Source organism: Clostridium sp. AN503 (genome assembly GCF_040719375.1).
Classification (GTDB): Bacteria; Bacillota; Clostridia; order Lachnospirales; family Lachnospiraceae; genus Brotaphodocola.
Genome location: NZ_JBFDTP010000002.1, coordinates 2502232 through 2527845 on the forward strand (window position 1 = coordinate 2502232; position 25614 = coordinate 2527845).

The 25614-nt window shown below is 52.2% G+C and carries 26 protein-coding genes and 2 tRNA genes; 3 read left to right on the forward strand and 25 right to left on the reverse strand.

Features of this window, described 5'->3' with window-relative positions; all coding sequences use genetic code 11:
* Window positions 1-110: 110 nt before the first annotated feature.
* From AB1I67_RS19085 to AB1I67_RS19150, 14 genes are all read right to left on the reverse strand, one after another.
* Window positions 111-1463 carry a S41 family peptidase gene (locus AB1I67_RS19085; protein ID WP_367031700.1) on the reverse strand — a complete coding sequence of 451 codons (1353 nt, stop codon included), beginning with the start codon at window positions 1461-1463 and terminating at the stop codon, window positions 111-113.
* A gap of 61 nt (window positions 1464-1524) precedes the next feature.
* A complete protein-coding gene (locus AB1I67_RS19090; RefSeq protein ID WP_367031702.1) occupies window positions 1525-2733 on the reverse strand; it encodes a peptidoglycan DD-metalloendopeptidase family protein in 1209 nt (402 codons plus the stop codon).
* Between the two features lie 10 nt (window positions 2734-2743).
* The gene (gene ftsX / locus AB1I67_RS19095; protein WP_367031704.1) at window positions 2744-3679 is read right to left on the reverse strand and encodes a permease-like cell division protein FtsX; all 936 of its coding nucleotides are present in this window, start codon (window positions 3677-3679) and stop codon (window positions 2744-2746) included.
* On the reverse strand, window positions 3642-4328 hold the full coding sequence (gene ftsE / locus AB1I67_RS19100; protein WP_367031706.1) for a cell division ATP-binding protein FtsE: 687 nt from the start codon (window positions 4326-4328) through the stop codon (window positions 3642-3644). Before ftsE ends, ftsX begins: the two co-directional genes overlap by 38 nt.
* A 1-nt stretch (window position 4329) precedes the next feature.
* Window positions 4330-5418 carry a helix-turn-helix domain-containing protein gene (locus AB1I67_RS19105; protein ID WP_367031707.1) on the reverse strand — a complete coding sequence of 363 codons (1089 nt, stop codon included), beginning with the start codon at window positions 5416-5418 and terminating at the stop codon, window positions 4330-4332.
* Between the two features lie 192 nt (window positions 5419-5610).
* Window positions 5611-6723, reverse strand: a complete 1113-nt coding sequence (gene ugpC / locus AB1I67_RS19110; RefSeq protein WP_367031708.1) for a sn-glycerol-3-phosphate ABC transporter ATP-binding protein UgpC — start codon at window positions 6721-6723, stop codon at window positions 5611-5613.
* Window positions 6724-6916: 193 nt separating this feature from the next.
* Complete coding sequence (locus tag AB1I67_RS19115) at window positions 6917-7768, reverse strand: YitT family protein (protein WP_367031709.1); 852 nt, start codon at window positions 7766-7768, stop codon at window positions 6917-6919.
* A 25-nt stretch (window positions 7769-7793) separates the two neighbouring features.
* The gene (locus tag AB1I67_RS19120) at window positions 7794-8378 is read right to left on the reverse strand and encodes a class I SAM-dependent methyltransferase (RefSeq protein ID WP_367031711.1); all 585 of its coding nucleotides are present in this window, start codon (window positions 8376-8378) and stop codon (window positions 7794-7796) included.
* 10 nt (window positions 8379-8388) lie between these two features.
* Window positions 8389-9222 carry a S1-like domain-containing RNA-binding protein gene (locus AB1I67_RS19125; RefSeq protein WP_367031713.1) on the reverse strand — a complete coding sequence of 278 codons (834 nt, stop codon included), beginning with the start codon at window positions 9220-9222 and terminating at the stop codon, window positions 8389-8391.
* Window positions 9223-9303: 81 nt separating this feature from the next.
* Window positions 9304-10059 carry an acyl-ACP thioesterase domain-containing protein gene (locus tag AB1I67_RS19130; RefSeq protein ID WP_367031714.1) on the reverse strand — a complete coding sequence of 252 codons (756 nt, stop codon included), beginning with the start codon at window positions 10057-10059 and terminating at the stop codon, window positions 9304-9306.
* Between the two features lie 243 nt (window positions 10060-10302).
* Window positions 10303-10767 (reverse strand): YhcH/YjgK/YiaL family protein, encoded by a 465-nt coding sequence (locus AB1I67_RS19135; protein WP_367031715.1) that lies wholly within the window; start codon window positions 10765-10767, stop codon window positions 10303-10305.
* 25 nt (window positions 10768-10792) lie between these two features.
* Complete coding sequence (gene kduI / locus AB1I67_RS19140) at window positions 10793-11635, reverse strand: 5-dehydro-4-deoxy-D-glucuronate isomerase (RefSeq protein ID WP_367031716.1); 843 nt, start codon at window positions 11633-11635, stop codon at window positions 10793-10795.
* A 170-nt stretch (window positions 11636-11805) separates the two neighbouring features.
* Window positions 11806-12105: a hypothetical protein gene (locus tag AB1I67_RS19145; RefSeq protein WP_367031717.1), complete on the reverse strand. Its 300-nt coding sequence runs from the start codon at window positions 12103-12105 to the stop codon at window positions 11806-11808.
* Between the two features lie 16 nt (window positions 12106-12121).
* Window positions 12122-13510 (reverse strand): putative sulfate exporter family transporter, encoded by a 1389-nt coding sequence (locus AB1I67_RS19150; protein WP_367031719.1) that lies wholly within the window; start codon window positions 13508-13510, stop codon window positions 12122-12124.
* A gap of 485 nt (window positions 13511-13995) precedes the next feature.
* On the opposite strand from AB1I67_RS19150, the gene AB1I67_RS19155 reads away from it, so the two are divergent.
* A complete protein-coding gene (locus AB1I67_RS19155) occupies window positions 13996-14391 on the forward strand; it encodes a hypothetical protein (RefSeq protein WP_367031721.1) in 396 nt (131 codons plus the stop codon).
* 160 nt (window positions 14392-14551) lie between these two features.
* On the opposite strand, the gene AB1I67_RS19160 is transcribed toward AB1I67_RS19155, so the two are convergent.
* The 9 genes from AB1I67_RS19160 to AB1I67_RS19200 form a co-directional block, all read right to left on the reverse strand.
* Window positions 14552-14623: transfer RNA gene (locus tag AB1I67_RS19160), tRNA-Gln, on the reverse strand.
* Window positions 14624-14657: 34 nt separating this feature from the next.
* Window positions 14658-14729, reverse strand: a tRNA-Gln gene (locus tag AB1I67_RS19165).
* Between the two features lie 159 nt (window positions 14730-14888).
* Complete coding sequence (locus AB1I67_RS19170; RefSeq protein WP_367031723.1) at window positions 14889-16478, reverse strand: hypothetical protein; 1590 nt, start codon at window positions 16476-16478, stop codon at window positions 14889-14891.
* Window positions 16479-17012, reverse strand: coding sequence for an RNA polymerase sigma factor (locus AB1I67_RS19175; RefSeq protein ID WP_367031725.1), 534 nt, complete (start codon window positions 17010-17012; stop codon window positions 16479-16481).
* A gap of 68 nt (window positions 17013-17080) precedes the next feature.
* Window positions 17081-18262, reverse strand: coding sequence for a cation diffusion facilitator family transporter (locus AB1I67_RS19180; RefSeq protein WP_367031726.1), 1182 nt, complete (start codon window positions 18260-18262; stop codon window positions 17081-17083).
* 4 nt (window positions 18263-18266) lie between these two features.
* Complete coding sequence (truA, locus tag AB1I67_RS19185) at window positions 18267-19040, reverse strand: tRNA pseudouridine(38-40) synthase TruA (protein ID WP_367031727.1); 774 nt, start codon at window positions 19038-19040, stop codon at window positions 18267-18269.
* Window positions 19041-19095: 55 nt separating this feature from the next.
* Window positions 19096-20271 (reverse strand): aminotransferase class I/II-fold pyridoxal phosphate-dependent enzyme, encoded by a 1176-nt coding sequence (locus tag AB1I67_RS19190; protein ID WP_367031728.1) that lies wholly within the window; start codon window positions 20269-20271, stop codon window positions 19096-19098.
* A 25-nt stretch (window positions 20272-20296) separates the two neighbouring features.
* On the reverse strand, window positions 20297-21157 hold the full coding sequence (locus tag AB1I67_RS19195) for a MurR/RpiR family transcriptional regulator (protein ID WP_367031730.1): 861 nt from the start codon (window positions 21155-21157) through the stop codon (window positions 20297-20299).
* A 40-nt stretch (window positions 21158-21197) separates the two neighbouring features.
* Window positions 21198-22088 (reverse strand): DMT family transporter, encoded by an 891-nt coding sequence (locus AB1I67_RS19200; protein ID WP_367031731.1) that lies wholly within the window; start codon window positions 22086-22088, stop codon window positions 21198-21200.
* Between the two features lie 145 nt (window positions 22089-22233).
* Here AB1I67_RS19200 and AB1I67_RS19205 point away from each other — a divergent pair, with 145 nt between their 5' ends.
* The gene (locus tag AB1I67_RS19205) at window positions 22234-23064 is read left to right on the forward strand and encodes a deoxyribonuclease IV (protein WP_367031732.1); all 831 of its coding nucleotides are present in this window, start codon (window positions 22234-22236) and stop codon (window positions 23062-23064) included.
* A 126-nt stretch (window positions 23065-23190) separates the two neighbouring features.
* On the forward strand, window positions 23191-24318 hold the full coding sequence (locus AB1I67_RS19210) for a hypothetical protein (RefSeq protein WP_367031733.1): 1128 nt from the start codon (window positions 23191-23193) through the stop codon (window positions 24316-24318).
* Window positions 24319-24399: 81 nt separating this feature from the next.
* On the opposite strand, the gene AB1I67_RS19215 is transcribed toward AB1I67_RS19210, so the two are convergent.
* Window positions 24400-25002 (reverse strand): cytidylate kinase-like family protein, encoded by a 603-nt coding sequence (locus AB1I67_RS19215; RefSeq protein WP_367031735.1) that lies wholly within the window; start codon window positions 25000-25002, stop codon window positions 24400-24402.
* Window positions 25003-25098: 96 nt separating this feature from the next.
* A complete protein-coding gene (locus AB1I67_RS19220; RefSeq protein ID WP_367031736.1) occupies window positions 25099-25605 on the reverse strand; it encodes a GNAT family N-acetyltransferase in 507 nt (168 codons plus the stop codon).
* Between the last annotated feature and the right edge of the window lie 9 nt (window positions 25606-25614).

The window sequence follows — 25614 nt, forward strand, 5'->3', positions numbered from 1 at the left end:
GCCTTTCCCTGTCGAAGACAGGAAGACACAGAAACTTTTTTCTGCCGCCCCGGGGGATTTCTTATCCCTCACTACCCCCTCACAGAACGTCCGCGTGTCCCCGGCAAGTTCTATTTTTTCAGCGTTTCAATCGCCTTCTGCACCTGATTATCTCTATCCAGCGGCACATCATACTGCCCCTTCAAGTCCTCATCCAGCTCCAGCTCCACTTCCACATCCGGCTCCAGCCCCTTCTTATGCAGGTCATGCCCGCCCGGCGTATAATAATGAGCCGTGGTCAGCTTCACCGCCGAACCGTCCGCCAAAGGCAGCAGGCTCTGTACAATGCCCTTCCCATAAGAAGTTGTGCCTACTAATACCGCTTTCCCATAATCCTTGAGCGCACCTGCAAGCACCTCCGAAGCACTTGCTGACTGTCCATTCATCAGGACTGCGATCGGGATATCCAGTTCAGAATCATCCTTCTTGGGATATTTGGGGTCCTTCTGCTTTCCATCATACACCTCATGACGGATCTGCCCGCCCTCGCAGTAATACCGCTCGGACTGACCTTTCTTGGTTGCCATGGATAAGATCGTCCCGTCAAACTGATCCTCCGGAAGGATATACGCAGCGATCTCCACACAAGAATCCACAACACCGCCCGGATTGTCCCGAAGATCGATGACCAGACGTTCCATTCCCTGGGCCTTTAAATCCTCCACCGCCGCGATAAACTGGTTCCCGGTCACCAGATCAAACTGGGTCACCAGCACATATCCGGTCTTATCCTCCAGAAGCTGGTGCTCCACTGTGGCTACCTCTACCTGCCTGCGTTCCACGCGCAGAGGGATCTCTTCCCCGTCCCGCACCACAGTCAGGTTCACAAAGGTACCTTCCTCGCCCCGGATATACTGCTGTACCAGCATATCCAGATCCTCGGACGTGGCCTCAATATCCTCCACCTTATACAGGATATCCCCTTTCTTCATACCGGCTTCCTCCGCCGGGGAGTTCGGGAATACCCGAAGGGCCGTCACGATCTTTGTCTGGATGTTCTGGCTGACCAGAACGCCGATCCCACAGTAGGTCCCTTCCGTCTCTTCATTGAATGCCTGGAATTCCTCCGGTGTGTAATACATTGCGTAGGGATCGTCCAGCCCTGCCAGCATCCCTTTGTAAATACCTGCCTCCACCTGCTCTATATCTTCATCAAAAAGATAATAATAATCCACAAGCTCCTGCAGGGTATCCAGCTTCTGCTCCACCGCATCCATGTCAAGCTCCTGCTTCACCGGCTGCGCCGTGCCTGAACTCTCCACGATCTGATTCTGCTGGTTATCGATCACCGAACGCCCGATCACCGAGATACCAGCCGCCACTCCCACGATGATAAGCCCGGCAAACGCTGTTACCAGCGCGCCGACTAAGACGCCCTTCCAAAATTTATTTCTGCTCTTATTCTCTCTATCCAATGATGTCACCTGTCTTTCTTCTGCCCGACCTTACGGCCTATATAATTGCCATCCCCGCCGCGGATCTGCACTACGGGCTGACATAATTGCGCGGGTCTACATACCGCCCGCCGGTCCTGACGCCAAAATGCAGATGCGGTCCTGTGGAATATCCCGTTGAACCGACCTTTGCAATGGTCTGCCCCTGGCTCACCTCCTGCCCCTCCGAGACAAGGAGCTGAGAACAGTGCATATACACCGTATAAACTCCTCCGCCATGGCTGAGCATGATATAGTTCCCGGCCGAATAGCTGTATGTAGAAACCACCACCGTGCCCGAAGCTGCCGCTATGATGGCGGATCCGCTGCTGGCGCCGATGTCGATTCCCTGATGGTTGCTGGACGCTCCCTCCGTCGGTGAACTGCGTCCGCCGAACCCTGAGGTGATCCTGCTGCTGGAAGGGCACGGCCATATAAAATTAATATTCCCAAGACTGACTGTTTTATACGATTTTCCTGCCGCCTCCGCCGCTTTCCTGGCCTCTTCCTCCTTGCGTTTGATCTCCGCCTCCAATTGCTGGATTCTTCCCTCCTGGGCCTTTAGATCCTTCTCATATTCACTGATCTGGCCCTGAGCTGCATCGATCTGGTTCTCAAAGTTTTTAAGCTCCCTGCTCTTCTGCGCCAGAAGGGTCTCCACAGACTGCTGCTTTGCCTCTGTCTGCTCCTGTAATCCCAAAAGCTCCGCATGTTCACTTTGAAGCAGCTGTTCATGAGCAGCAATGGTATCCTTTGTCGCCACATACTCATCCATCTTCTGCCTGTCGTACTCGGAGATCTTCTGGATATATTCCGCACGGTTCATCAGCTGCACCATGTCATCCGCCTGGAGGAGCATGTCGATATAGCTGGTCTCCCCCCGCTCATACATATATTTGATGCGCAGCTTCATATCCTCGTACTGCTGATGTTCCACTGCTTTTGCCTCATCAAGCTGCTGGTTCGCCAGGTCAATGTCCGACTCCTTGGCAGCGATCTGCCCCGCCAGCTGTTCCAGCTCCCCGTTTAACGCTTCTAAGTTCCCATCCAGCTGCTTTACATAGGCCGCCGCATCGCTCTTTAACCCCTCCAGGTTCTTTAAGGAGTCCTCGACTTTCTTTTTCTCCTGCTCCAGGGAGGAAACCTTCTTTTTTGCATCCTCCACATCCTGCTTCGTGGCGTATACCGGACTGATGCCCGCCACAGCCAGAAGAAGAGCCAGGACCGCCGAGGCCAGCTGTCTTTTCCTCTCTCGTCTCATCCAATATCACCTATACCCTTAAATATTTGCGAATGGTAAAAAAGCTTCCGAAAAATCCGATCCCCACACCCAGCACCAGCGCCACTCCGATCATCATGGGATAGATTTCCCTGATCGGAATGAAATAAAACATATTGGAGAGTATGCGGAACCGTTCCATCAGATACACCACTGCCCGGGTATACAGCACATACATCCCCGCCAGCGGGACCGCCGCGCCGATCAGGCCGATCAGCACGCCCTCCACAATAAACGGCGCCCGGATCATAAAATTGGTGGCTCCGATCAGACGCATGATCTGGCTCTCCTGCTTCCGGAATGCCGCCGCCACTGAGATGGTGTTGTTGATAAGGAACACCGCCACTGCCAGCAGCACGCCGATGATCACCAGGGACAACAGCCCCACTACCTTATTGAAACTGGAAAATCCCGCCACCGCCGAATTGGAATAATTCACCTGACGCACGCCGGGAATCCCCTGGAGATATTCCACAACCGCATCCTGGTCTGCAATATCATTCAGATAGATCTCATAGGAAGCCGAACCGGCAAGGGGATTGTCATCCGCAAAGCCTTCCGCAAGCTCCTCCCTGCCCGCAAAATATTCAGACTTGAAGGAATCCCACGCCTCCTCGGCGGAGACATAGTGCATCTCTTTGATCTCGCTGCGCTGACCGATCTCCTCACCCAGCGCCAGGATCGCATCTTCACCCAGATCCTCCGAAAACAACACGGTGATCCCCACAGTGCTCTCCACATTTTTCACCATATACTGTATATTCGCAATAATTGAGAAAAATAAACAAAATAAAAAAATACATGCAGAAATCGTGGCTACCGAAGCCAGGGAAAACCAGATATTCCTGCATATATTTTTCACGCCCTGTTTCAGGCAGTATAAAAACGTACTAATTCTCACTGCTAAGTCCACCCTTCGTCTCGTCACTGATTAGCCTGCCCCGGTCAAGGGTGATCACCCGCCCTCCCATCTGGTCTACGATCTCCTGGCTGTGCGTAACCACCACGACTGTGGTTCCCCGCTTGTTGATCTGCGCCAGCAGCTTCATGATCTCGATCGCATTCTCATGGTCCAGATTGCCGGTCGGCTCATCGGCGAGCAGAACCTCAGGCCGGTTGATCAGCGCCCTGGCAATGGCAACGCGCTGCTGTTCCCCGCCGGAGAGCTGCTGCGGCAGCGACTTGTATTTGGCGGAAAGGCCTACCAGCTTAAGCATCTCAGGCACAGACTCCCGGATGCTCCTGGCGGACGCCCCGACCACACGTTGCGCAAATGCCACGTTCTCAAATACATTCCGGTCCCGAAGAAGCCGGAAGTCCTGAAATACGACTCCCAGCCTCCTGCGGTACTTGGGAATGTATCGCCGCGGCATCTTATTCAACTCCATATGATTCACAATGATCCGGCCGGAAGTGGGCTCCGCCTCCTTCAGCAGCAGGCGGATGAGCGTGGACTTACCCGAACCGCTCCGGCCCATGATAAATACAAACTCACCGTCCTCTATCTCGATACTGATATCCTTGAGAGCCCTGTTCCCGGTCTCATATGCCTTACTGACATTTAAAATCTCTATCATCTTAGTAATCCAGGCTCTCCATGTATTTCATGTACTTTACAACCATCAGCGCGATCTTGAAAGTGATGGCGTCCTCAAACACCCGCAGGTCCAGGCCGGTGCTCTTCTGCAGCTTGTCCAGACGGTACACCAGGGTATTCCTGTGGATATAGAGCTGTCTGGAGGTCTCCGATACATTTAAGCTGTTCTCGAAGAACTTGTTGATGGTGGTCAGGGTCTCCTCGTCAAACTCATCCGGGGACTTGCCCTCAAAGATCTCCTTGATGAACATGCGGCACAGCGGCAGCGGCAGCTGGTAGATCAGACGTCCGATACCCAGATTGGAGTACGCCACCACGTTCTTTCCGCTGTAGAAGATCTTGCCGACATCCAGGGCCATCTTCGCTTCCTTGTAGGAGCGGGATACCTCCTTGATATCGCCGACCATGGTTCCGTATGATACATGCACCTTGGTCATGGCCTCGGTGTTCAGCATATCCAGGATCATATTGGCAGTCTTCTCCAGATCCTCATAGGTCTCGCCCGGCTTCACTTCCTTCACCAGGATGATATTCTTCTCATCCACAGCGGTGATAAAGTCCTTGGTCTTAGTCGCAAACAGGCTGCGGACAGTCTCTAATGCGTTCACATCCTTCTCGTGTTTGGTCTCGATCAGGAATACCACGCGCTTTACATTGGTCTCAATGTGCAGCTTCTTGGCGCGGTTGTAGATATCTACCAGCAGCAGGTTGTCCAGCAGCAGGTTCTTGATGAAGTTGTCCTTGTCAAAGCGCTCCTTGTAGGCTACTAACAGGTTCTGAACCTGGAATGCCGCCAGCTTGCCCACCATATATACATCGTCGCTCCCGCCCTTTGCAAGCAGGATATACTCCAGCTGATGCTCGTCAAACACCTTAAAAAACTGGTAGCCCTGGATCACCTGGCTGTCCGCCGGGGAATCCACGAAAGACAGGATGGAGCTCTCATACTCCTCCGCGTCCGGGAAAGTGGACGCCAGTACCTTGCCCTCGGTATCGCAGATACACAGATCAATTCTGGTAATGCCTTTTAATCCGTCAATGGTCGTCTGAAGAATCTGATTTGAAATCATAGCACACGCTCCTTATCGTAATTTTGCCAACATATCTATCAATCATAGCTAATACTGACAATTATAATTATCCTTATCTTATATCTTAATGCAAATTGCAAAAAAAAGCAAGCGAGTATATCACTCGCCTGCCAAATTTAACATATTTTCCAAAAATTTCCAACAACTGTGCCCTGTTGTTGTACATGCATCCTAGTTGGTGATAACCTGCTCGGTCTCCTTGTCGAATACGTGGATCTTGCTTAAATCTAAAGCCAGCTTCACGGTATCGCCAGGTCTTGCCGTGGTACGCGGATTCACACGTGCGGTGCAGTTTGCTTCGTTGATATCGAAGTACAGGTAAACCTCTGCGCCCAGCAGCTCATATACACGGATGGTAGCTTCGATCACGCTCTTCGGAGATGCTGCAAGGAATGCTTCCTCGTCATGCAGATCCTCCGGACGGATACCCAGGGTAACAGCCTTGCCAATATAACCGCCGGCTTCCAGCGCCTTGCCCTTCTCACCCGGCAGAGCGATGGTATGTCCGTCAAAGGTCAGGGTAACGTCTGCGCCGTCCTTGCCTACGGTCGCATCAATCAGGTTCATCTGCGGAGCGCCGATAAATCCTGCAACGAACTTGTTCTGAGGATTGTCGTACAGTCTCTGCGGGGAATCCACCTGCTGGATCACGCCGTCCTTCATAACTACGATCCTGGTACCCAGCGTCATAGCCTCGGTCTGGTCATGGGTTACATAGATGATGGTTGCCTGCAGTCTCTGATGCAGCTTGGAGATCTCGATACGCATCTGGCCTCTCAGCTTGGCATCCAGGTTGGACAGCGGCTCATCCATCAGGAATACTTTCGGGTTACGAACGATAGCACGACCCATGGCAACACGCTGTCTCTGACCGCCGGATAAAGCCTTCGGCTTACGGTCCAGCAAATGGGACAGGTCAAGGATCCTTGCGGCCTCCTGGACCAGCTTGTCGATCTCTTCCTTCGGGGTCTTTCTCAGTTTCAGGCCGAATGCCATGTTGTCATATACAGTCATATGCGGATACAGAGCGTAGTTCTGGAATACCATTGCGATATCTCTGTCCTTCGGCTCCACATCGTTCACCAGTTTACCGTCGATATACAGCTCACCGGAAGAAATATCTTCCAGACCTGCGATCATACGGAGAGTGGTGGACTTACCACATCCGGACGGGCCTACGAAGATAACGAATTCCTTATCCTCGATCTCCAGGTTAAAATCCTTTACTGCCACGAATCCGTTGGGATACGCCTTGGTTACATTCTTAAGTGATAAACTAGCCATACTTATTTTTCCTCCTGAAACAGCTCTTGTTGTTAGTCCTCATAGGTTTTTGTTACTGTAATCATGATACAATAGAAAGAAATTTTCTTCCATATGGCAATTGACCAAATTGTTTTTCTGCTTTTTGTAAAAATTGCTTAAGACCGGAAAAAAGTGCTTTATATTACAAAAGCAGGCTGTTTCCAGCCTGCTTTTACTGTCTAAATTCGATAAATCCCTCGCCTAAAACCTCCCTGGCGTCGGTTACGATCACAAAAGCTTGTGAATCATGCCCAACAACCAGCTCTTTTAATTGTACAATTTCTTTCTTTGACACGACGCAGAACAGAACATTCTTTTCCGCGCCTGAGTACATTCCCCTGGCATGCAGCCCGGTCACTCCCCGGTCTAGCTCCGCCATGACGGCGCGGGAGATCTCCTCGCTTTTTTCCGAGATGATAAATGCAACCTTGGAGAATTTCAGGCCTTCGATGATCCCGTCCGACACCTTCGCCACCGCAAAAATGGCGATCAGCGCATACAGCGCATAGGTGACGCCAAAGATCCCGGCGCCCACCAAAACGATGACCGCATCCAGCACCTGCATGATCTGTGCGATACTGTAATGCCGGTATTTCCTCTGGATCAGCGCCGCCAGCATATCCGTGCCGCCTGTGGTAGCCTGGCAGACAAACACCAGCCCGGCCCCCACTCCGCTGATCAGGCCTCCAAACAGCGCAGTCAAAAACAGATCATCCATCAAAAACGGGATCTCAGGGATCACATACAGAGAGAGGGAGAGAGTCACCGTTGCGATCAGGGTCCGCTTGATGAACCGCCAGCCCTTCAGCCGGATGGAAAACAAAAACAACGGAATATTGAGCACTGTATTGGTCACCCAGAGCGCTACCCCGAACTGGTTCTTGAAAATGATAGCCAGGCCGGATACACCGCCGGTGACAAGCCCCACAGGGTCATAAATATTCTTGATCGCAAATCCCATGATGAACGACCCAAGGATGATCAGCACGTAATCACGGGTCTCAGACTTTCTGTTAAAATTCATGGTTACTCCTTTTTGCCGCGGACAATCAGGATCTCTTCCTGGCGAGCACATGTAAAAGGCGGCTGCCGCTGTCCCGGTCCACATCCTCTGAGGTCCAGATCTTAAGGACCTCCAGGCGGCCCGTCTCCTTCAGCATACGCTCCAAATACTCCTGGGTATATTCACAGAAATAACGTCCGCTCCTAAACCCCTCAAAATCGCCTTCCAAAAACGACAGATACAGGATACCGCCCTGGCAGAGTGCGTCGATGACCCGCTTTAAGATGGCGTCAAGCTCCGCCTCCGGCACATGGATCAGCGCCTCGCTGCCCCAGATGCCGTCGAACACCTCGTCAAACTCCATCTGCTCATACTCCATGTTGAGCACTTCCAGACCGGTATGTATCTCTGCCAGCTTGCACATCTCCTCCGACGCGTCCAGAGGCGTCACATCATAACCCCTCTCGTAAAAGGCAAGGCTGTCCCTACCGGAGCCGCATCCCAGATCCAGGATAGTATCGCCCTCCTCCAGATAGTCAGAAAACTCCTGGCGAAGCTCCTCCGTGTCCTTATCCACCGTATCTTCAAAAATTTTCGATGCATACTTGTTATAGTATTCTATCGTGTCCAAAACCGTCCTCCTATATCCTTTCAATCGTCTTTTCCGTGATCCGGATCTTATTTTCTTTTAAAAGCCGGCCTACTGCGCGCTTGAACGCGTTTTTGCTCAGCTTGAACTCCCGCATGATGGTCTCCGGCTTCGCCTTGTCGTTGAACGGGAGCACGCCGTCAAACTCATCGATGACCTTCAGCACCAGCTCCGCATCCGCATCCATCTGCACATATGCCTTCTGACGGGGGCTCAGATCCAGCTTGCCGTCCTCCCGGACCCGGACCACCCTGGCCTGCACAGTATCACCCGGAAGCAGCTCCCCGTACAGCTCCGCCTTCGGTATCATCCCGTAATAGCGGTTATCCACCGCCACAAACGCCCCCAGGTTCTCATTGATCTCGTAGACCGTTCCGGTCACCTGGTCGTCCTTTTTATAGGGCGAATCTGCGTTCATATAGGGATATACGTTCATGGTCGCCGCCAGCCGTCCGCTCTTGTCAATATAGAGCGCCACCAGGCACTGCTCGCCGGGACGCACCTTGTGATTCTGCTCTTTAAACGGCAGCAGCAGGTCTTTCTCCAGCCCCATATCCAGGAAAGCACCGATCTTTGCCACCTCTTTCACCGGCAGCACCGCCGCTTCCCCGACTTCCAGCTTCGGGCATCCCGCGGTGGCGATCAGCCGGTCCTCAGAATCCCTGTAGACAAATACCCGGAGCTCATCCCCAGGCTTTGTCCCCTCCGGTACCTGCTTTTTCGGAAGCAGGACGGAGTGCTTATCATCCCCCGGTTCTCCCAAGTATACGCCAAAGTCTTTTTCTCGCTGGACGACCAGTGTCTGTGTTTTACCTAATTCTATCATTCTTCTCTCTTTCTGGCCGCACCCTCACGACCGGTTCCTGCTATATTATCACTATTACCACTATGTTTACTGCCCTGTACTTTACTTCTGCTGACCAGCGGCCTGCTCCATAACGGTCTGCTCGATCACCGCCCGCAGCCATACGACCGCATACGGAGTGCCCTCCTCGTCGCAGAGCGCCACGGTAAAGCAATCCCCCTCCCGGCTGACCCGCGGATGCAGGATGTCGCCCTGGACCGCCGCTTTTTTATATTCTGCCCGGAGTTCGCGGATTTTAATACCTGCCGGCAGCGCTTCTCTTGCAATCTCCACATACTGCGCGTTGTTCACATGATGATTGGTATCAATGTGGTGCCTCGCCACCGGGATCACCGGCGCCTCATCATATTGGGAAGGAAGCGCGATCCGTCTCGGCGCGTACTCCATCTCAAGTTTTTTGTCCCCTGCTGTCCCGTACCCCCGCACATCCTTCTCACCCACGCGCACCGGACGCCCGGCCTCCGTGTCAAAAAAGAACCAGACAGAATTCGCCTTAACCAGGTAATCCCCCTGCCTGTCCCGGATCGTAAAATTCCGGTATCCGTATATGCCCTTGAAATCATACGGCCATGTGCTGACGACGATCTCCTCTCCCAGCCTTGGATACCGCTCTATAACGATCTGCCAGGAAGACAGCCACCATGCCCGGTGGTTCTCATTGAGATAATCGATCCCCAGCTTCAAGTCCTCCGACTGGAATGTGGAACAGTCCTGCAGGTAATTGAGGATTCCTGTGACCGACAACTCCTGGTCCTCATCCACCTCGCTGTACCTTACCCGGCTGTTAAATGAATACATGTTTCTTCCTTCTTTCTGCCTGTCCGTGCGGCATTTCCAAGCCGCCGGCCGGCACCATACATTTCATTATCTCATACAACAGGCGGTTTCTCAACTGTTTTTTCACGATTTTGCCGGGATTTTATCGGGATATTATCGGAATTTTGTCCTGGGAGCTTTGATTTTCATAAGAATTTAAAACAGGCCCCGGTTCCGCTTTCGCAGTCCCGAAGCCTGTCTCTGCAATCTCGCCTTGCAGATCTATTATTTCTCACAGATCTTTACAACAACCTTTTTCACCTCGCAGGGCTCTCCTGCCATGGCCTTCGGCTTGTGGCCGTCCCACGGGTTGAAGATCAAAAACTCTCCCGCTCCAGTCACAACCTGCAGTCCCGGGTTGCTGTTGTCGTAGAAAACCACATCCTTGTCCGGATTGTATGGCACCTTCACCGTGAGCGCGTCAACCGGCGCGTAGGTCAGGGTCTCCTTACCGGAGATCACATACTGGATATCGGTGTAGTTCTCATGTGCCTCGAACTTGGCTTCCTCCCACGGAATCGTGGTGTAGCTCATCACGTTCGCAAACACATTCTTCCCGTCGATCTCATACTTGCCGTTCTCTAAAGCAGCCAGATCATGGCTTTTCAGCCAATCCACTGCCTTTGCGTAGCGGCCCTCGACGCCCAGGGTACGGTAAAAATCCAGATTCTTTGCCTGATCAAAAATCATAGTCCTGTCCTCCTTATTCCTGCGCTTATCTCAGCTCTGTAGTCGGGATAACGTCCATATCGTCAAAGGCCTGGTTCTCTCCGCCCATAGCCCAGATAAAGGTGTAGTTGCTGGTGCCTGCGCCTGCGTGGATGCTCCAGGACGGGCTGATGACAGCCTGCTCATTCTGCATCACGATATGGCGGGTCTCATTGCCCTCGCCCATCATATGGAATACCACATTGTCCTCCGGGATCTCGAAGTACATATACACTTCCATACGTCTCTCATGAGTGTGGGCCGGCATGGTGTTCCACACGCTGCCCGGGTCTAAGACCGTCATGCCCATGGAAAGCTGGCAGGTCTCTAAAACATCCGGATGGATGAACTGGTTGATCACGCGCTTGTTGGAAGTCTCCATAGCGCCGAGCGGCTTCTTGGCTGCCTTCTCGATCGGGATAAAGGTGGTCTTGCAGGCCTTGTGGGCCGGTGCGCTCACCATATAGAACTTGGCCGGCTTCTCAGCGTCGTCGCTCTCAAAATACACTTCCTTCGTGCCCTTGGTGATGTACAGGCAGTCCTTATAACCCATCTTGAACACCTCGCCGTCAGCGGTAATGGTGCCTGCGCCGCCGATATTGAAGATACCGATCTCTCTTCTCTCCAGGAAATACTGGGTGCCAAAATTCTTCCATACATCGATGCCCTTGTCGATCGAAACCTTCTCGGTGGTCGGCATACAGCCTAAGGTAACCATGCGGTCCACGTGGGAATATACGGCAACTACCTCATTGGCAGCGTACAGATTCTCAATCAGGAACTCTCTGCGGGTCTCCTCGGTAGTATAACGTTTGAAATCTCTCTGATTTGCGGAATAGCGAATATCCATCTCTCTCATCCTCCATGCATTTTCGTTTTCAGGCAAGATATGCGCAATCTTGCCTGTATACTATTATAATGTTTTTCCTGAAATATGCAATAGAACAATCTTCTGAAAACCCGCACTCTTTTATGAACATTCTCCACAATAAAATCTTGCTGTGCACTGTAAAATCTTGCTCAGTCCTTCCACCGTCTGTCCAGAAAGCACCAGAACCGGTACATCAGATACCCCCAGGCAAAGAACAGCCCGATCAGCACCGCCAGCGGCACATGATTGTCATAGGCATTGACCAGAAAATACTTCTGCCAGCCAGGGATGTCCGTGTAGTAGTACTGGCCCGGGCCAAAATCAATGCCCGGCACCTGCCCCATATTCTGGCTCATCATATACACAGACACTGCGATGGCCGCAATAAAGATGACCACGCCCGCAATCCCGGCGAGCTTAAGGATCTTTCCGTCTTTCTTGTTTTCCATAACGGCGCCTTTCTTTTTAAACCATAATGTTCGGAATCGGGAACAGTCTTCCGCTCAGCAGAAGCCATGCTACGAAAAAGGTCAGAACCAGGTTGAAGGTCTGTCCTACGATGTACAGGGTAAACGGCTTACCGCCCTGGAACTGCTCCGCCATCTCTTTAAAGTTGGTCTCCAGTCCGATGCAGGTGAATGCCAGTGCAAAGCACCAGGTCTGGAATTCTTTCAAGTTGCTTAAGATCGCAGCAGTCGCGTCCACACCGATCGTATTCTGGAACACGAAGGAGAAGAACAGGGATGCTCCCAGAAAGCCCAGGATGAATTTCGGGAATCTGTGCCAGATCTCAGAAGCGCCTACGGTCTGCCCAGATGTCTTGTCCACCTTTGTGGTAAAGAATACCGCCACTGCAAATGCGATAAAGCCGATCAGGATATTCTGGATCATTTTAACCAGCGCTGCCACCTGTCCTGCCACCTCGCCCAGAGCGTTTCCTGCCAGGACCACCGCACCGGTGGAATCCACCGTACCGCCGATCCATGCGCCGCCTACCATCGGGTCCATGGCGATAATTTTACAGAACAACGGCATACATACCATCATGATAACCGTAAAGATCAGGGAAATGCCCACTGCAAAGGTAAGGTCTGTCTTTTTCGCCTTGCAGGCCGCCGCTGTCGCGATCGCTGCAGAAGTTCCGCAGACAGAGGTTGCCGCCGCAATGGTCATGACCATGGGTTTGTTTTTCATCTTCAGCCCCTTAGTCCCCAGCATCCACATGAAAATGATAACGATCGGCGTTACCAGCCAGGCAATACCCAGACCGTACAGGCCAAACTTCTGGATGTTGGAAAACAGTACGGAAGCGCCCATCAGCACCAGTCCCGTCTTGATGTAAAATTCCGTCTGGATCGCCGGCTTCAGCCAGTTCGGAACGGTAAACACATTTGAGATCACCAGACCGATGATCAATGCCCAGAAGGCATACTCCAAATATTTGCTGAATACAACCTGGGAAGAGATCAGGCGGACTACAGCCGTCAGCGCAAAAACACCTACAAATGCGATCAGGTATTTCTTCCAGTCTTTCCCCATCAATTTATTGGCTACGGCAAAAACGACCGCCAGCGCCACCAGTGTCAAAAGAATGCCGGACCAGGTCTTCACACAGGTCTCGCTCCCGTTAAAAAACTTCATGATAGAACCGCTGTCCGCATCGCCCCACTTGCCAAAAGTCCCTGCTTTAAAAACATAGCTGCCTGAGATCACGCCGATCGCCGCCACCGCGATCATCAGAAACGCGCCCCAGATCGAAAGCCAGTCCTCCTTGTGAATCAAATCACTCATATGAAACTTGTCTGCAACTACCAAATCCTCTGCCATTGCCTTTTTGGAACCACTCGCTCCCATTATGTATCCTCCTGAAAATCAGATAGTGTCATGTTATTCCCGACCAGTGCAGATATCTTGTCAAAAAATTAACATGCACGCATAGTATATATAATAAACAATAATAAATCAATGTGTTAAATAGACAATATACGACTAGTTTTTTTAGTAAAATTGACAAGTTTTTTCCACTTGACAAAAAATACAAAATATTTTTCCATAACATTATGTTAACTTTTTGACATTGATGTGATACAGTGAAGTGCTGCTGTCTTGTGAGGTGTCCGCGCTGGGCGGTATAGGTTTCCTTTTATACAATTTTCCTGCATAATTGATATTATTTTCTAATTATGATAAAATCAAAAAAGAAATATCGAAAAGATAAAGCAGCTATTGGCAGGGATATGTCATAAAGATTCAATTGAACGCTTTATCGGACTAAAATACGAGGAGGTGCATCCGTTATCAAAAAAAGAGTTGCTATTTTATTAGTCGTGGTTTTGCTTTTGGTCTTATACTCAGCCGATCTGATTTATGAAAATTATTATAAGATTGACTATGGCGCCTATCATTCCATCCACCTCATAGCATCTGCGGATTCCCCGGATAAAAAGCACGCTTTCGGCGTCACTGCATATAAGGAGGCCTTTGAGGCCGATGAAGTATACCTGCATGTGCTTTTATATGATATTAAAGCGGATGGCCAGCAGGAACGGGGTGGAAAAACCATTATGTGGGATAAAGTGCAGGCATCAGATGTTGAAGCACCCGAGCGGACCCCAGGCGCACTTCCAGGCGCAATTAATTATTCGGTATATGCCGAATGGATCACCCCTGAGAGCATCCTGGTCAATGGAAGGATTGTAGATATAAATAAAGGGTATGACTACCGGAGGCATTAACCCCAGCTGCTTGCCATACCAAGTTATTGTGATATTAAATGCATGTTATGCAAGTATCGAGGGATCTGAGTATGGAAAGAGGCACTGACCGAATCAACTGCTTGGGTTCAAAAAAAGTCCGAAGACTTCGTAAATACAAGGTCTTCGGACTTTCTTCGAGCTGGGCTACAAGGATTCGAACCTTGAAATGACGGAGTCAGAGTCCGTTGCCTTACCATTTGGCGATAGCCCAATAGTCAATCTATCGGAATATGAAATTTTCTAAACTGGGCTACAAGGATTCGAACCTTGAAATGACGGAGTCAGAGTCCGTTGCCTTACCATTTGGCGATAGCCCATTGCTGTGCAACGAAAATCATTATACATGAAAGCGCGTCCGCGGTCAAGTACTTTTTTCAGGAAATTTTTTAAAATTTTTATTCTGTCACCCGCGACCTGCCGCCGGTCTGAAAAAAGGACCATGTCCTGATGGCATGGTCCCTCTGCATTCAAAATATTCACTGTGCGGCAGCTTCGCTGTCCTGTTCCGGAACATGGCCTGCCTTCTCCGGATGATCCTCCCCTGAGGTCTCTCTGCCAGGTGTCTCCTGGCTGGCAGTCTCCTCCTTCGGTCCGGTCTCCTCTTCCGTGGATTCTTCCGTCGTCTCTGCTTCAGACGGCTCGTTTCCAGTGCTGGCTTCAGTACTGTCCTGCGTACTGTCCCCGGCATGATTCCCGCCGCTCTCCTCTGTACTGCCCGGTTCACCGGCGTTTTCCGAATCCCCGCCGGAAGACGTCTCAGATTCCTCCGTCTCGTCCTCCTCCGGTTCCGTCGCCTCCCCGGCGATCTCCGGCTTTTCAAAATAACCGGTCACGGTGGTGGCATTGCCACCCTCCTTCGGGGTCAGCCCGCCCAGCACGAAGGTATAGCTCTTTCCGCCCTGGAGTCCCTTAACGGAAATGGAACACTCATCGCTGGAGGTATCCTCCACCAGCGCCGCGTAAGAATTCCCCTCCTCGTCCCGCACAGATACGGTCGGGTTCTTCCAGTTCACATGGGTGACAAAGTATACGTATACCATGCCATCCTCATATTCCGCATAATCAACCTTGACCCGGTCCGCCTTCACATCTTCCGGCTCCTCCTGCGTGGTCTCCTCTGTGGTGGGCTGTGTAGTCTCCTCTGCTGTGGCAGCCTCCTGAGTGGTAGTTGCCTCTGTGGGAGCTTCCGTAGTCTCCTCCGCCGTGGTAGTTGCCTCTGTAGCAGCTTCTGTGAACGGAGCCGCAGTGGTCTCCTCTGCCTTGTCTGCAAACTCGCCGAGAGCCAGGGAATTTTCTGTGATGCGCTTCGCGATCTCCTCCATGGACAGGGAAGACAGCTCTTCCATATCATCCATGGTCAGCGCCTGGTTCTGGTCGATCAACTCCATCAAAAAATATGCCTTGCCATAGGAAATTCCGTATTCTCCCGCAATCTCCTTCATCTCATCCTTTTCGATCACCTGCTGGTCATACACTACAGCCTGGACCTGGTTCTCCTCCAGTGTCTGTTCAATATCCCCGACCACGCTGGTGCGCAGCTCCGTGGCTTTCCTTATGCTGTCATTGCTGACCGTCACCAGGATCGCATTCTCCAGGTCATCCAGATATCCATGGGTCACCATGGAACCGATAACGGCGTTGACGGCAACATTTAAGTCCACGCCCTCCAGGTCCATACCGTCCATGATCTCCCGTGCATCCTCATTGAGCGGTTCGGCGCTCAACACACGGTTCTTCCGGTTGATGGACAGCTCTACGCTGGGGTTTACATCAATTCCGATGACGGAATCCACCTGCCGGTTCTGATACTGGTAATGGTATGCCCCGCCGCCCGTCAACACCAGGCAGAGGCAGGCTGCCGCAGCCAGGACCATACCGCGCATCCTTCTCTGGAGCGTCAAAAGATGTTCATCCCTGGACGGAAGGCCAGACAGCACCGGCACATCCTGCGGGACCGACAGATCTATCCTGTCAAATACATTGGGAGTAAGCGTGTCCACAGCCGACTTCAAATGCAGCTCAATCTGATCCGTATTCAGTTTTTGCCTGTCAGAATTCTGTGTCACTTACGCTCCCCCCTCTCCTAAATATTGTTTTAGCTTTTTAACGGCGCGGTTGTACTTGGACAGCACGGTTGCAAGCGGCATCTGAAGCCCTGCAGCGATCTCCCGGTGCTTCAGCCCCGCCGACGCATGCAGCAGCACGATCTGCCGTTCATCTTCTTTTAAGATCTCCAGGGCTGCGCGCAGCACCATAGCGTCCGCCAGGTTCTCCAGAGGAAGGCATACTTCCCCTATCTCCTCGCCGGACAGGTCATCCAGCCCGATGTCCGCCATCCGCTTCTGATCGCGGAATTTCATATAGCACAGGTTCCTGGCGATCGTAAACATCCATGCCAGGGGCTTTCCCTGCGCCTGATATGTGGATGCGGAGGTCCATATCTTTATATAGGTCTCCTGCATCACTTCTTCTGCATCCTGGGGATTCTTTAAAATAGACAATATGAAACTGTATATGGTCCTGTCAGTGTTCTGATAGAGCTGCCCAAACGCATCCCTGTCGCCAAGACCCACCTGTCTTAAAAGTTCTTCGTCGTTCAATCGAATACCCTTTCTGATAGTTTAATGCAATAAATAGAGATCTTATTGCACCATCCTGGTAATTATTTTCAATCTCTCTCAACCTGATAAGTGCATTCTGTGGTAATGACACAGTAACAGCGCTCATCCTGTTCCCTTATTCTCTGGCATACCTGCAGTTTTAATGCATCCTGCATCTGCTTTGTATATTCCCGCGGCACCACCAGGTCAAATATCAGGTTGATCCGCTTGGTCCCCTCCACGATCCGGAAATCATGCAGGGTCAGTCTCGCATCCAGTCCCTTGACCGTCGCCACCGCCATCTCCTTTAAAGATATTACCTGGGCATTGTTCGTCTCCACCGGGTCCATATGTATGACCAGGAAGATCCCCAGCTCCCGCTGTGCGTCCCGCTCGATCTTGTCAATGATCTCATGGGATATCTCAATATTTACGTCACTCGGCACCTCCGCATGGATCGACGCCATACTGTGGCCCGGTCCATAATTGTGCACGATCAGGTCATGGCTTCCCACAACCCCTTCGTATTTCTCCACAAATCCGGATATCCTCTGATAGATCTTCGGATCGATCGGCTCGCCGATCAGCGGTGCCAGCGTATCCCGCGCAATGTTTACACCGGCGATCATGACCAGCACAGACACGATCAGACCGACCGCCCCGTCGATATTGACGTGCCAGATGCCAAACACCAGGATCGACAGGATCGTAGCGGACGTGGCTCCCACATCGCCCAGGGAGTCCGCCGACGTCGCCAGCATCACCGCAGAATTGATCCGTTTTCCCAGCCTGCGGTTGAATACTGCCATCCAAAGCTTCATAAGGACCGACAGCACCAGAATCCCTACAGACACCAGGTTAAAGCTCAGCTCCTCCGGCTGGAATATCTTTCCAAGAGAAGTCTTGAACAGGGAAAAACCCACCTGTATCACGATAAACGCTACAATAAATGCGGAGATATACTCGATCCGGCCATGTCCAAAGGGATGATGTTCGTCCGCCGGCTTCTCAGCCATTTTAACGCCCACAAAACCGATAATGGAGGACGCTGCATCCGACAGATTGTTGAACGCGTCCGCCATAACAGAAATACTGTTGACCATCAGCCCGGTCAGCAGTTTTGCCGTAAACAGGATCAGATTGCAGCAGATGCCCACAATGCTGCCCAGCAGTCCGTAACGGGTCCTGACTACCAGGTTTTCTGTCTCTTTATAGTCTTTTACGAATGTTCTAACTAAAAATTCAGTCATGAAACTACTCCTCCTCATACAGCACGCCAGCCAGGCACAGCCCCTGCGCAGGCGCCGTAACTCCCGCCGCCTGCCGGTCCTTCGCCTCCAGCACGTTTTTCATGGACTGCCAGGACCGCTCGCCGAGTCCCACCTCGATCAGGGTGCCGGTCATGATCCGCACCATATTCTGCAAAAATCCATTTCCCACAAATGCCAGGGAAACCACGCTGCTTTTTGGGTCCTCATGGACCGTGATGGAATACACTGTGCGCACTGTGGATTTCTTCATTTTCGGATTGCCGCAGAAGCTCTTGTAATCGTGGGTGCCTTCCAGCAGCACAGCCGCCTTTTTCATGGCTTCCACATCCAGCGTCTTCCCCAGCCCATACTGCATACGCCGGATGAATACATCCCGCTTCTGTCCGGTCTCGATCTGATAGGTATACACCTTTTTCACCGCGCTGAGACGGCTGTGGAACCGGTCATGTACCGGCTCTATGGCTGTCACGGCAATATCCTCCGGAAGATACCGGTTTATGTACGCCATAACCGCGTCTGCCTGGTCCCACCCGTCCGGAAGGCGGAAATTGGCTACCTGACCTATGGCGTGGACTCCCGCATCTGTCCTGCCGGAGCCCTGGACCTCCACCGGCTGCCCCGTCATACGCTCCAGGACATGCTCCAGCTTCCCCTGGATGGTATTTTCCGTATTGCCCTGCTTCTGCCAGCCGTCGTAACGGGTCCCCTCATATTGTATGGTGATCTTATAATTCCGGCTCACTCTGTACCCCTCCATTTTCTATTTCTCCCGGCCGGGCCTTATCCCCGGCATCCTGGTTTTCGGGGGCCTCTCACTCCTGCCCCTTCAATATCCCGCTTCGCTCAATGGCTGCAATAGCCTTTTTAAGCTCCGGCTCGTCCTGCACCAGAGCCATGCGCACATGCCCCTCCCCGGACGGCCCAAAAGCGCTTCCCGGAGTCAACAGCACCCCGCACCGCTCCACCAGCTCCACCGCAAACTCCTCGGAATTCTCAAAACCTGCCGGAACAGGCGCCCACACAAACATGGTCGCCTCCGGTTTTTCCATATCCCAGCCGATGGCCTTCAGACCGTCGCAGAGAATGTCCCTTCGCTTTTCATATGCGGCGCAGGTCGCCTTCACACACTCCTGATCCCCGGTGATGGCTGCCACAGCCGCCTTCTGGAGCGGCAGGAACATGCCGTAATCCATGTTGGACTTGAGCATCTTTAAGTGAGACACCACTTCCTCATTGCCTACACAGAACCCGATCCTGGCGCCAGCCAGCCCGTAAGTCTTGGACAGGGAATTGAACTCCACGCCCACCTCCCGCGCGCCGGGATACTGCAAAAAGCTTCCGCAGCGTTTCCCGTCAAATACCAGCTCACTGTAGGCATTATCATGGAGCACGATGATATCATATTTCTTCGCAAAAGCCACCAGCTCCTCGTAAAAGGAATCGGGCGCCATCACTGTCGTCGGGTTGTTCGGATAGGATACCACCATGAACCTGGCCCGCCTGGCTGTCTCCTCCGGAATATCAGAAAGCCGGATGATATACCCGTTTTCTTCCTTTTGCGGCATATAATAAAGCTCTGCCCCCGCTAAAAGAGGGCCGTCTGCAAACACCGGATAACACGGGTCCGGCACCAGCACCAGCTCGCCCTCATCCACGATGGACATGGCAATATGGGCCAGCCCCTCCTGGGAGCCGAGCAGGGAGCAGATCTCCGTTTCTGGGTCCAGCTCCACGCCATACCTTCTGCGGTACCACTGTGCCACTGCCTCCAGAAGCTCTTTTTTATCGTTGATGGCATAGACATAGTTGCTCTTATCTGCCGCCGCAGTGCAGAGCGCATCCAGGATATGCTGCGCCGGAGGGATATTCGGCGCGCCGATGCTTAGGTCCACCACATCCTCCCCTGCCTCCAGTTTCTTCCGTTTCATCTCTGCCAGCCGGGAAAAAACACCCTCTCCGAACCGGTCCATACGCTCTGCAAATCTCATGGCTTCTTTCTCCTAATATCAATATTTAATGTACATCCTTATCTTCTGCAATGGAAATCTCATGCCGCCGGATCTTATCACGGGAATCCGCCTTTCCTGCCTCCAGAAACAGATACAGCGCCTCTACCACAACCGTCGCCGACACCCTGGAAAAACAGAATTCTTCCAGCAGAAGCTTCTCCCTGGTAGCCGTGATGATATGGCAGTCCGACGCCTTTGCCACCGGAGAATCCGGGTTGTTGGTGATGGCGATCACCTGGCATCCGTTCTCCTTTGCGCCCTCGATCAGGGTCATCAGGCGCCTGGAGGTACCAGAGTTGGAGATCACCACTACCACATCCTCTTTGTTTAAATTCAAGGTATAAGCCACCTGGGTCTCCCAGATGGTCCCTGCCACCGCAGGGATCCCCAGCTGGTTTAACTTGAACGAAAAATCCAGGGCGACCGGGATGGTGTTGCCCACCGCGGCTATCTGCACGGTCCGCGCCTGTTCGATGAGCTGGAGGATCTTTTCCAGATTGTCCGGATCGATCATGGAAAGAGTCTGGGTCAACTCCGCAACCTTGTTGGCCAGGATATTCTGCAGCGACTGCGAAATGTCTTCCCTCAGGATATCGTTGGATACCTGGATCGTACTGTTTTTCTCCTCCACCACTTCCCGCGCCAGGGACATTTTCAGCTGATGGAACCCCTTAAACCCGCACCGCCTGCAGAACCGGGATACGGTGGCGTCGCTGGTGCCGCTGGCCTTTGCCAGCTCCGCAACGGTCATATCGACGACCGCCTCCTTATGCTCAATGATACAATCAGCAATCTTTTTTTCCGCATCAAAATAGGAATCATAGGAGGAACAGATCGCCCCCACTACGCTCTGATTACCACTCATTTCTTCACGCTCCATCCTCATGTAATTTTATTTCATTATACTATTCCTTTTTATCAAGGGCAAGCAGAAATATGGTGGAGAGGATGCAGACAAACCCCAAAAGGTCCATGGCTCCAAAGCTCACATGCATCCAGATCACAGAGAACACAGTCGCAGACACCGGTTCGATCGAAGCAAACAGGCTGCCTTTCTTCGGCCCCACGCACCGGATTCCTTCCATATAGAAAGAAAACGCAATGACCGTTCCGATGATCACCACCGCCGCCATGCCGACCAGCACCTCCGTATCCATAGCCACCTCCATATTCCACGGGCGGAATATGGTACAGAGCATCACGCCGCCGATCAGCATGCCCCAGGCTGTAGTCACCGCAGACCCGTACTCCTCCAGAAGGCGTCCCGGCTGGACCGTATAGACTGCCAGCGCCAGCGCCGACAAAAGCCCCCAGGCAAGGGCCTCTCCCGACAGCACCATATTCCCCGGTTTCCCATGGGTCGCCAGAAGAAACGTCCCTGCCACCGCCAGGGTGATCGCCAAAAATTCCGACGGCCTCGGAAGCTTTTTATTCCTCAAAGACAGATAGATCAGGATCAGCACCGGGCCGATATACTGCAGCACCGTCGCCGTCCCCGCGTTGGACGCGCCGATCGCCGTAAAGTAGGTGTACTGGCACATGCTCATGCCAAAGATCCCAAACACCAGGATGCTGGCCGCATCCCGCTTCCACACATCAAATACCTTCCTGCCGTCCTTCAGCCAGCAGATAAAAAGCAGAAGCGCCCCCGCCGAAAGCAGGCGCACCGGCACCAGCCAGTTGGAGGTCAGTCCTTTGGTCTGCAAGAGGAACTGGCCGCAGGTGCCGGAAAATCCCCACATGGTCCCGCCCGCCAGTGTCAGCAGCGTTCCCCGTATCATTCGTTTCTTTTCCATCACTATTCTCCCCGGAATTCTGATTCCTAATATACAACATGAAAATCATTCTAGCATATTTTTTTTGAAAAGTCTCCCTTTACTTTTAAAAGCAGGCAGGTTATATTAAAACAGTAACAGGATACAGATTCAGAAAGGATAAATTATGCTTACGATCGGATGTCACCTGTCTTCCTCCAAGGGCTACCTTGCCATGGGGAAGGATGCTGTAAAGATAGACGCCAACACATTCCAGTTCTTCACCCGCAATCCCAGGGGAGGCAATGCCAAAGCCATCGTCCCCTCTGACGTGGAGGCGTACCTTGCCTGGGCCGCAGAGCATGGGATCAACCGGATCCTGGCCCACGCCCCCTACACCTTGAACGCCTGCTCCGCCGATGAGGGCCTCCGGGATTTCGCCCGGCGCACCATGGCTGATGATCTGGAGCGGATGGAATACACGCCGGGCAACTGCTACAACTTCCATCCCGGAAGCCATGTAAAACAGGGAACTGAGGTTGGGATCGCTTACATCGCAGATATGCTGAACCAGATATTAAAGCCGGAACAGTCCACCACCGTGCTCCTTGAGACCATGGCCGGAAAAGGCAGCGAGGTGGGCGCACGTTTTGAAGAACTTCGGGAGATCCTGGACCGGGTGGAGCTGACGGACAAGATGGGCGTCTGCCTGGATACCTGCCACGTATGGGACGGCGGATATGATATCGCCGGACATCTGGATGAAGTCCTCACGGAGTTTGACCGGGTCATCGGTCTTTCCCGTCTGCGGGCGATTCATTTGAACGACAGTATGAACCCTCTTGGCGCTCACAAGGACCGCCATGCGAAGATCGGAGAGGGACACATCGGCAAAGAGGCCCTGATCCGCGTGGTCAATCATCCGGCCCTCAAAGACCTGCCATTTTACTTAGAGACGCCCAATGAGCTTCCCGGATATGCGGCGGAGATCGCGCTGATGCGGGAGAATTATGTCTGATACGCCACTAAAATGATCTGGTTTTCAGTGATTCACTCGTCTGGATCTGTCTTTCGCAATCTTCTCTTGAACAACCTCCTATTCTTCCCTATAGTTAATATATAAAGAATGAAAAGGAGGTTGTCCATGTATTTGCATCTGCCGCACATCAAACAAGATACTGTACCTGTTTTCCGCAATATCTTGGGAAACCAGTCCCTTCTCCAGAGGATGACAACAGTTAACAGCAAGAATCCCCCTTCTGCTTTCCCAGGCGTCCTCCAGAGAAAGATAACCCAGGACTACAATACGTTTGCCCAGGCAATGCAGAACCCTGCCGGTACTGCTCCTGCACTTCCCTTAAACCGTATTCAATACATTTATGCGCTGCACGTCCTCACACCTGAGATTGATTTTATAAAAGAGCTTTATACCCGGAATTTTGGCTGGACCGATGATACTACGCAGAATGATCTCTTAACAGTTGATAAACTGGACGAGCTGCTGGAATTCCTAACCCCGATCCAATATTACATGAACCTTCCGTTGGCTGAAAGGGGACCTCTTCTGCAAAATGCAAGCCAACGCCTGATTGCTGCCCTGACCCCGCTCTGGAACCAGGCTCCAGAAAACTGTCGTCAGTTGGAAACCCAAACCCGATACGTAGATCCGGCTCCGGCAAGTGCTCCCGAACTCCAGGCACAGTCAAACGATATTTTTGAATCCAAAGGAATTGCGCTTACAGCGGATCAAAAATCAGGATTGGAATACGTCCCACAGACAGTACATATGACTGTACAGGAATTTCGGGCCGAGTTCCACTCCCCACAGCTCATTCAGCTGCTGTTTGACATATATTATACCTGGAGAACCAATAACGGAGCCCTGGACCGGCGCCGCACAGACCGTCTTTTGCATGCCCCCGAAAACGACGGACCTGCGAACCGTCAGATTCCCGGTGTCACCACAGACAATACTCCCGGCGCAATACGCAGTTTCCACGGAGATGCGCAAAATCGCCTTCCTGTCAGGACACCGGCAGAACTGGCTGCTCCCCCAATGGTTGCCACTACCTATCTGAATCATGCTGAAAACACCGCTAACACAGATCCCCGGAGGCCAAATAAAACTCTAATGGAATATACGGGCATACGTCTTGGTGCGGAGCCTAATCCACACAACAACAAAATTGTTTTTGACTATCATACCGGAATTATGTATGTAACCTTCAACCATTACCACATGCTTTATGAGGTCGATATGACTACATTTTAAACGGGTCACTGCAGAAACCCTGCAGTGACCCGCTTTTATACATTGCTTTGTCTATCTTTCAGAACATTCGTCCTGAAATGATCATAATTTATATTTCTGAACACAATCCGCAATGATCTCAACACACTGCTCCACTCCAAGCTTCCCGCTGTTCAGGCTCAGGTGATAGTTGCGGGGGCTGCCCCATTCATTGCCGCTGTAATACTGGTAATAATCACGGCGCTTCCTGTCGATCTCACGCATCCGCGTCTCTAACTTCTTCACAGTCTCGCCTGGTTCCAGCCTCTGCATACGCTCCACACGCTTCTTCATGCTGGCGCAGATAAATACATGGAAGCCGTCCTCCACGATGATGTCCGAGCACCTGCCGATGATCACACAGGGACCAGACTGCTCCAGCTTGCGGATCATCTGGGACTGAGCCAGGAATACCTGGTCAGAAACCGGCACTTCATATAATGGGGAAAATGGATTCACCGACACATACTCATGGTCGATCCGCTCTTTCCTGCCGATCACCTCGTCATTGGCATCGAACGCCTCTTCTGCAATATTGCTGTCTTCCGCAGCCAGGGATATGATCTCCTTGTCATAAAACGGGATCCCCAGTTTCTCCGACAGACGGAACCCTATCTCGCGCCCGCCGCTTCCAAACTCACGGCTGATCGTAATTACTCTACTCATAACTGCGTGCCTCCTCTCATGTATGAGGCTCCCCGTCTCAGGAACCGGCCTCATCTTCGGTGTAACTATCATATTACCATATCCGGACAAGAATTGCTACACATTCTTTTGTGCACACTCCGTCTTCTCATAAGCAAGCCGCTCCCCGCCGTCCTTCAGGCAGATGATGCCGCACCGGACAAAGCCATTCTTTTCCAGCATCCCCTGCATGGGGAGATTGTCACGATGGGTGTCGATCCGCAGATCGCCGCCGCTCTTTTCATAACACCAGTTTACACAGAACGTCGCCACTCCTTTTTTCTTACCCGGCGCCGCGACCCGGTGCATCACCCCGTAAGGCCCGCTGCCCAGCCAGCTGCCGTCATGGATGACCCGGTAATCCGGATCGTCCTCCTTTGCGAAATAAAAGACGCCCAACAGCTCTCCGTCCTCCGTGCAGACATAGCTTTTCCCTTCCGCGATATCCTGCTCCACCTGCTGCCTGGGGGGATAGACACTGCCCCACTGCTCCGGATTCCCGTGCTCTTTCATAAACCGACGGGCCTGTGCATATAACTCCAGGACTGCGCCTGTCTCCTGTGCGGTTGTTTTTCTGATCTCCATCTTCTCTCC

What these genes read in the sequence shown, in the direction of transcription:
- AB1I67_RS19105 (WP_367031707.1), bottom strand. Translation starts at nt 5,418, where the DNA reads ATGATTTCAAATCAGATTCTTCAGACGACCATTGACGGATTAAAAGGC.
- ftsE (WP_367031706.1), bottom strand. Translation starts at nt 4,328, where the DNA reads ATGATAGAGATTTTAAATGTCAGTAAGGCATATGAGACCGGGAACAGG.
- ugpC (WP_367031708.1), bottom strand. Translation starts at nt 6,723, where the DNA reads ATGGCTAGTTTATCACTTAAGAATGTAACCAAGGCGTATCCCAACGGA.
- AB1I67_RS19210 (WP_367031733.1), top strand. Translation starts at nt 23,191, where the DNA reads ATGTATTTGCATCTGCCGCACATCAAACAAGATACTGTACCTGTTTTC.
- AB1I67_RS19200 (WP_367031731.1), bottom strand. Translation starts at nt 22,088, where the DNA reads ATGGAAAAGAAACGAATGATACGGGGAACGCTGCTGACACTGGCGGGC.
- AB1I67_RS19090 (WP_367031702.1), bottom strand. Translation starts at nt 2,733, where the DNA reads ATGAGACGAGAGAGGAAAAGACAGCTGGCCTCGGCGGTCCTGGCTCTT.
- kduI (WP_367031716.1), bottom strand. Translation starts at nt 11,635, where the DNA reads ATGGATATTCGCTATTCCGCAAATCAGAGAGATTTCAAACGTTATACT.
- AB1I67_RS19195 (WP_367031730.1), bottom strand. Translation starts at nt 21,157, where the DNA reads ATGAGTGGTAATCAGAGCGTAGTGGGGGCGATCTGTTCCTCCTATGAT.
- AB1I67_RS19205 (WP_367031732.1), top strand. Translation starts at nt 22,234, where the DNA reads ATGCTTACGATCGGATGTCACCTGTCTTCCTCCAAGGGCTACCTTGCC.
- AB1I67_RS19180 (WP_367031726.1), bottom strand. Translation starts at nt 18,262, where the DNA reads ATGACTGAATTTTTAGTTAGAACATTCGTAAAAGACTATAAAGAGACA.
- AB1I67_RS19125 (WP_367031713.1), bottom strand. Translation starts at nt 9,222, where the DNA reads ATGATAGAATTAGGTAAAACACAGACACTGGTCGTCCAGCGAGAAAAA.
- AB1I67_RS19145 (WP_367031717.1), bottom strand. Translation starts at nt 12,105, where the DNA reads ATGGAAAACAAGAAAGACGGAAAGATCCTTAAGCTCGCCGGGATTGCG.
- AB1I67_RS19190 (WP_367031728.1), bottom strand. Translation starts at nt 20,271, where the DNA reads ATGAGATTTGCAGAGCGTATGGACCGGTTCGGAGAGGGTGTTTTTTCC.
- AB1I67_RS19150 (WP_367031719.1), bottom strand. Translation starts at nt 13,510, where the DNA reads ATGGGAGCGAGTGGTTCCAAAAAGGCAATGGCAGAGGATTTGGTAGTT.
- AB1I67_RS19220 (WP_367031736.1), bottom strand. Translation starts at nt 25,605, where the DNA reads ATGGAGATCAGAAAAACAACCGCACAGGAGACAGGCGCAGTCCTGGAG.
- AB1I67_RS19135 (WP_367031715.1), bottom strand. Translation starts at nt 10,767, where the DNA reads ATGATTTTTGATCAGGCAAAGAATCTGGATTTTTACCGTACCCTGGGC.
- AB1I67_RS19130 (WP_367031714.1), bottom strand. Translation starts at nt 10,059, where the DNA reads ATGTATTCATTTAACAGCCGGGTAAGGTACAGCGAGGTGGATGAGGAC.
- AB1I67_RS19215 (WP_367031735.1), bottom strand. Translation starts at nt 25,002, where the DNA reads ATGAGTAGAGTAATTACGATCAGCCGTGAGTTTGGAAGCGGCGGGCGC.
- AB1I67_RS19115 (WP_367031709.1), bottom strand. Translation starts at nt 7,768, where the DNA reads ATGAATTTTAACAGAAAGTCTGAGACCCGTGATTACGTGCTGATCATC.
- truA (WP_367031727.1), bottom strand. Translation starts at nt 19,040, where the DNA reads ATGGAGGGGTACAGAGTGAGCCGGAATTATAAGATCACCATACAATAT.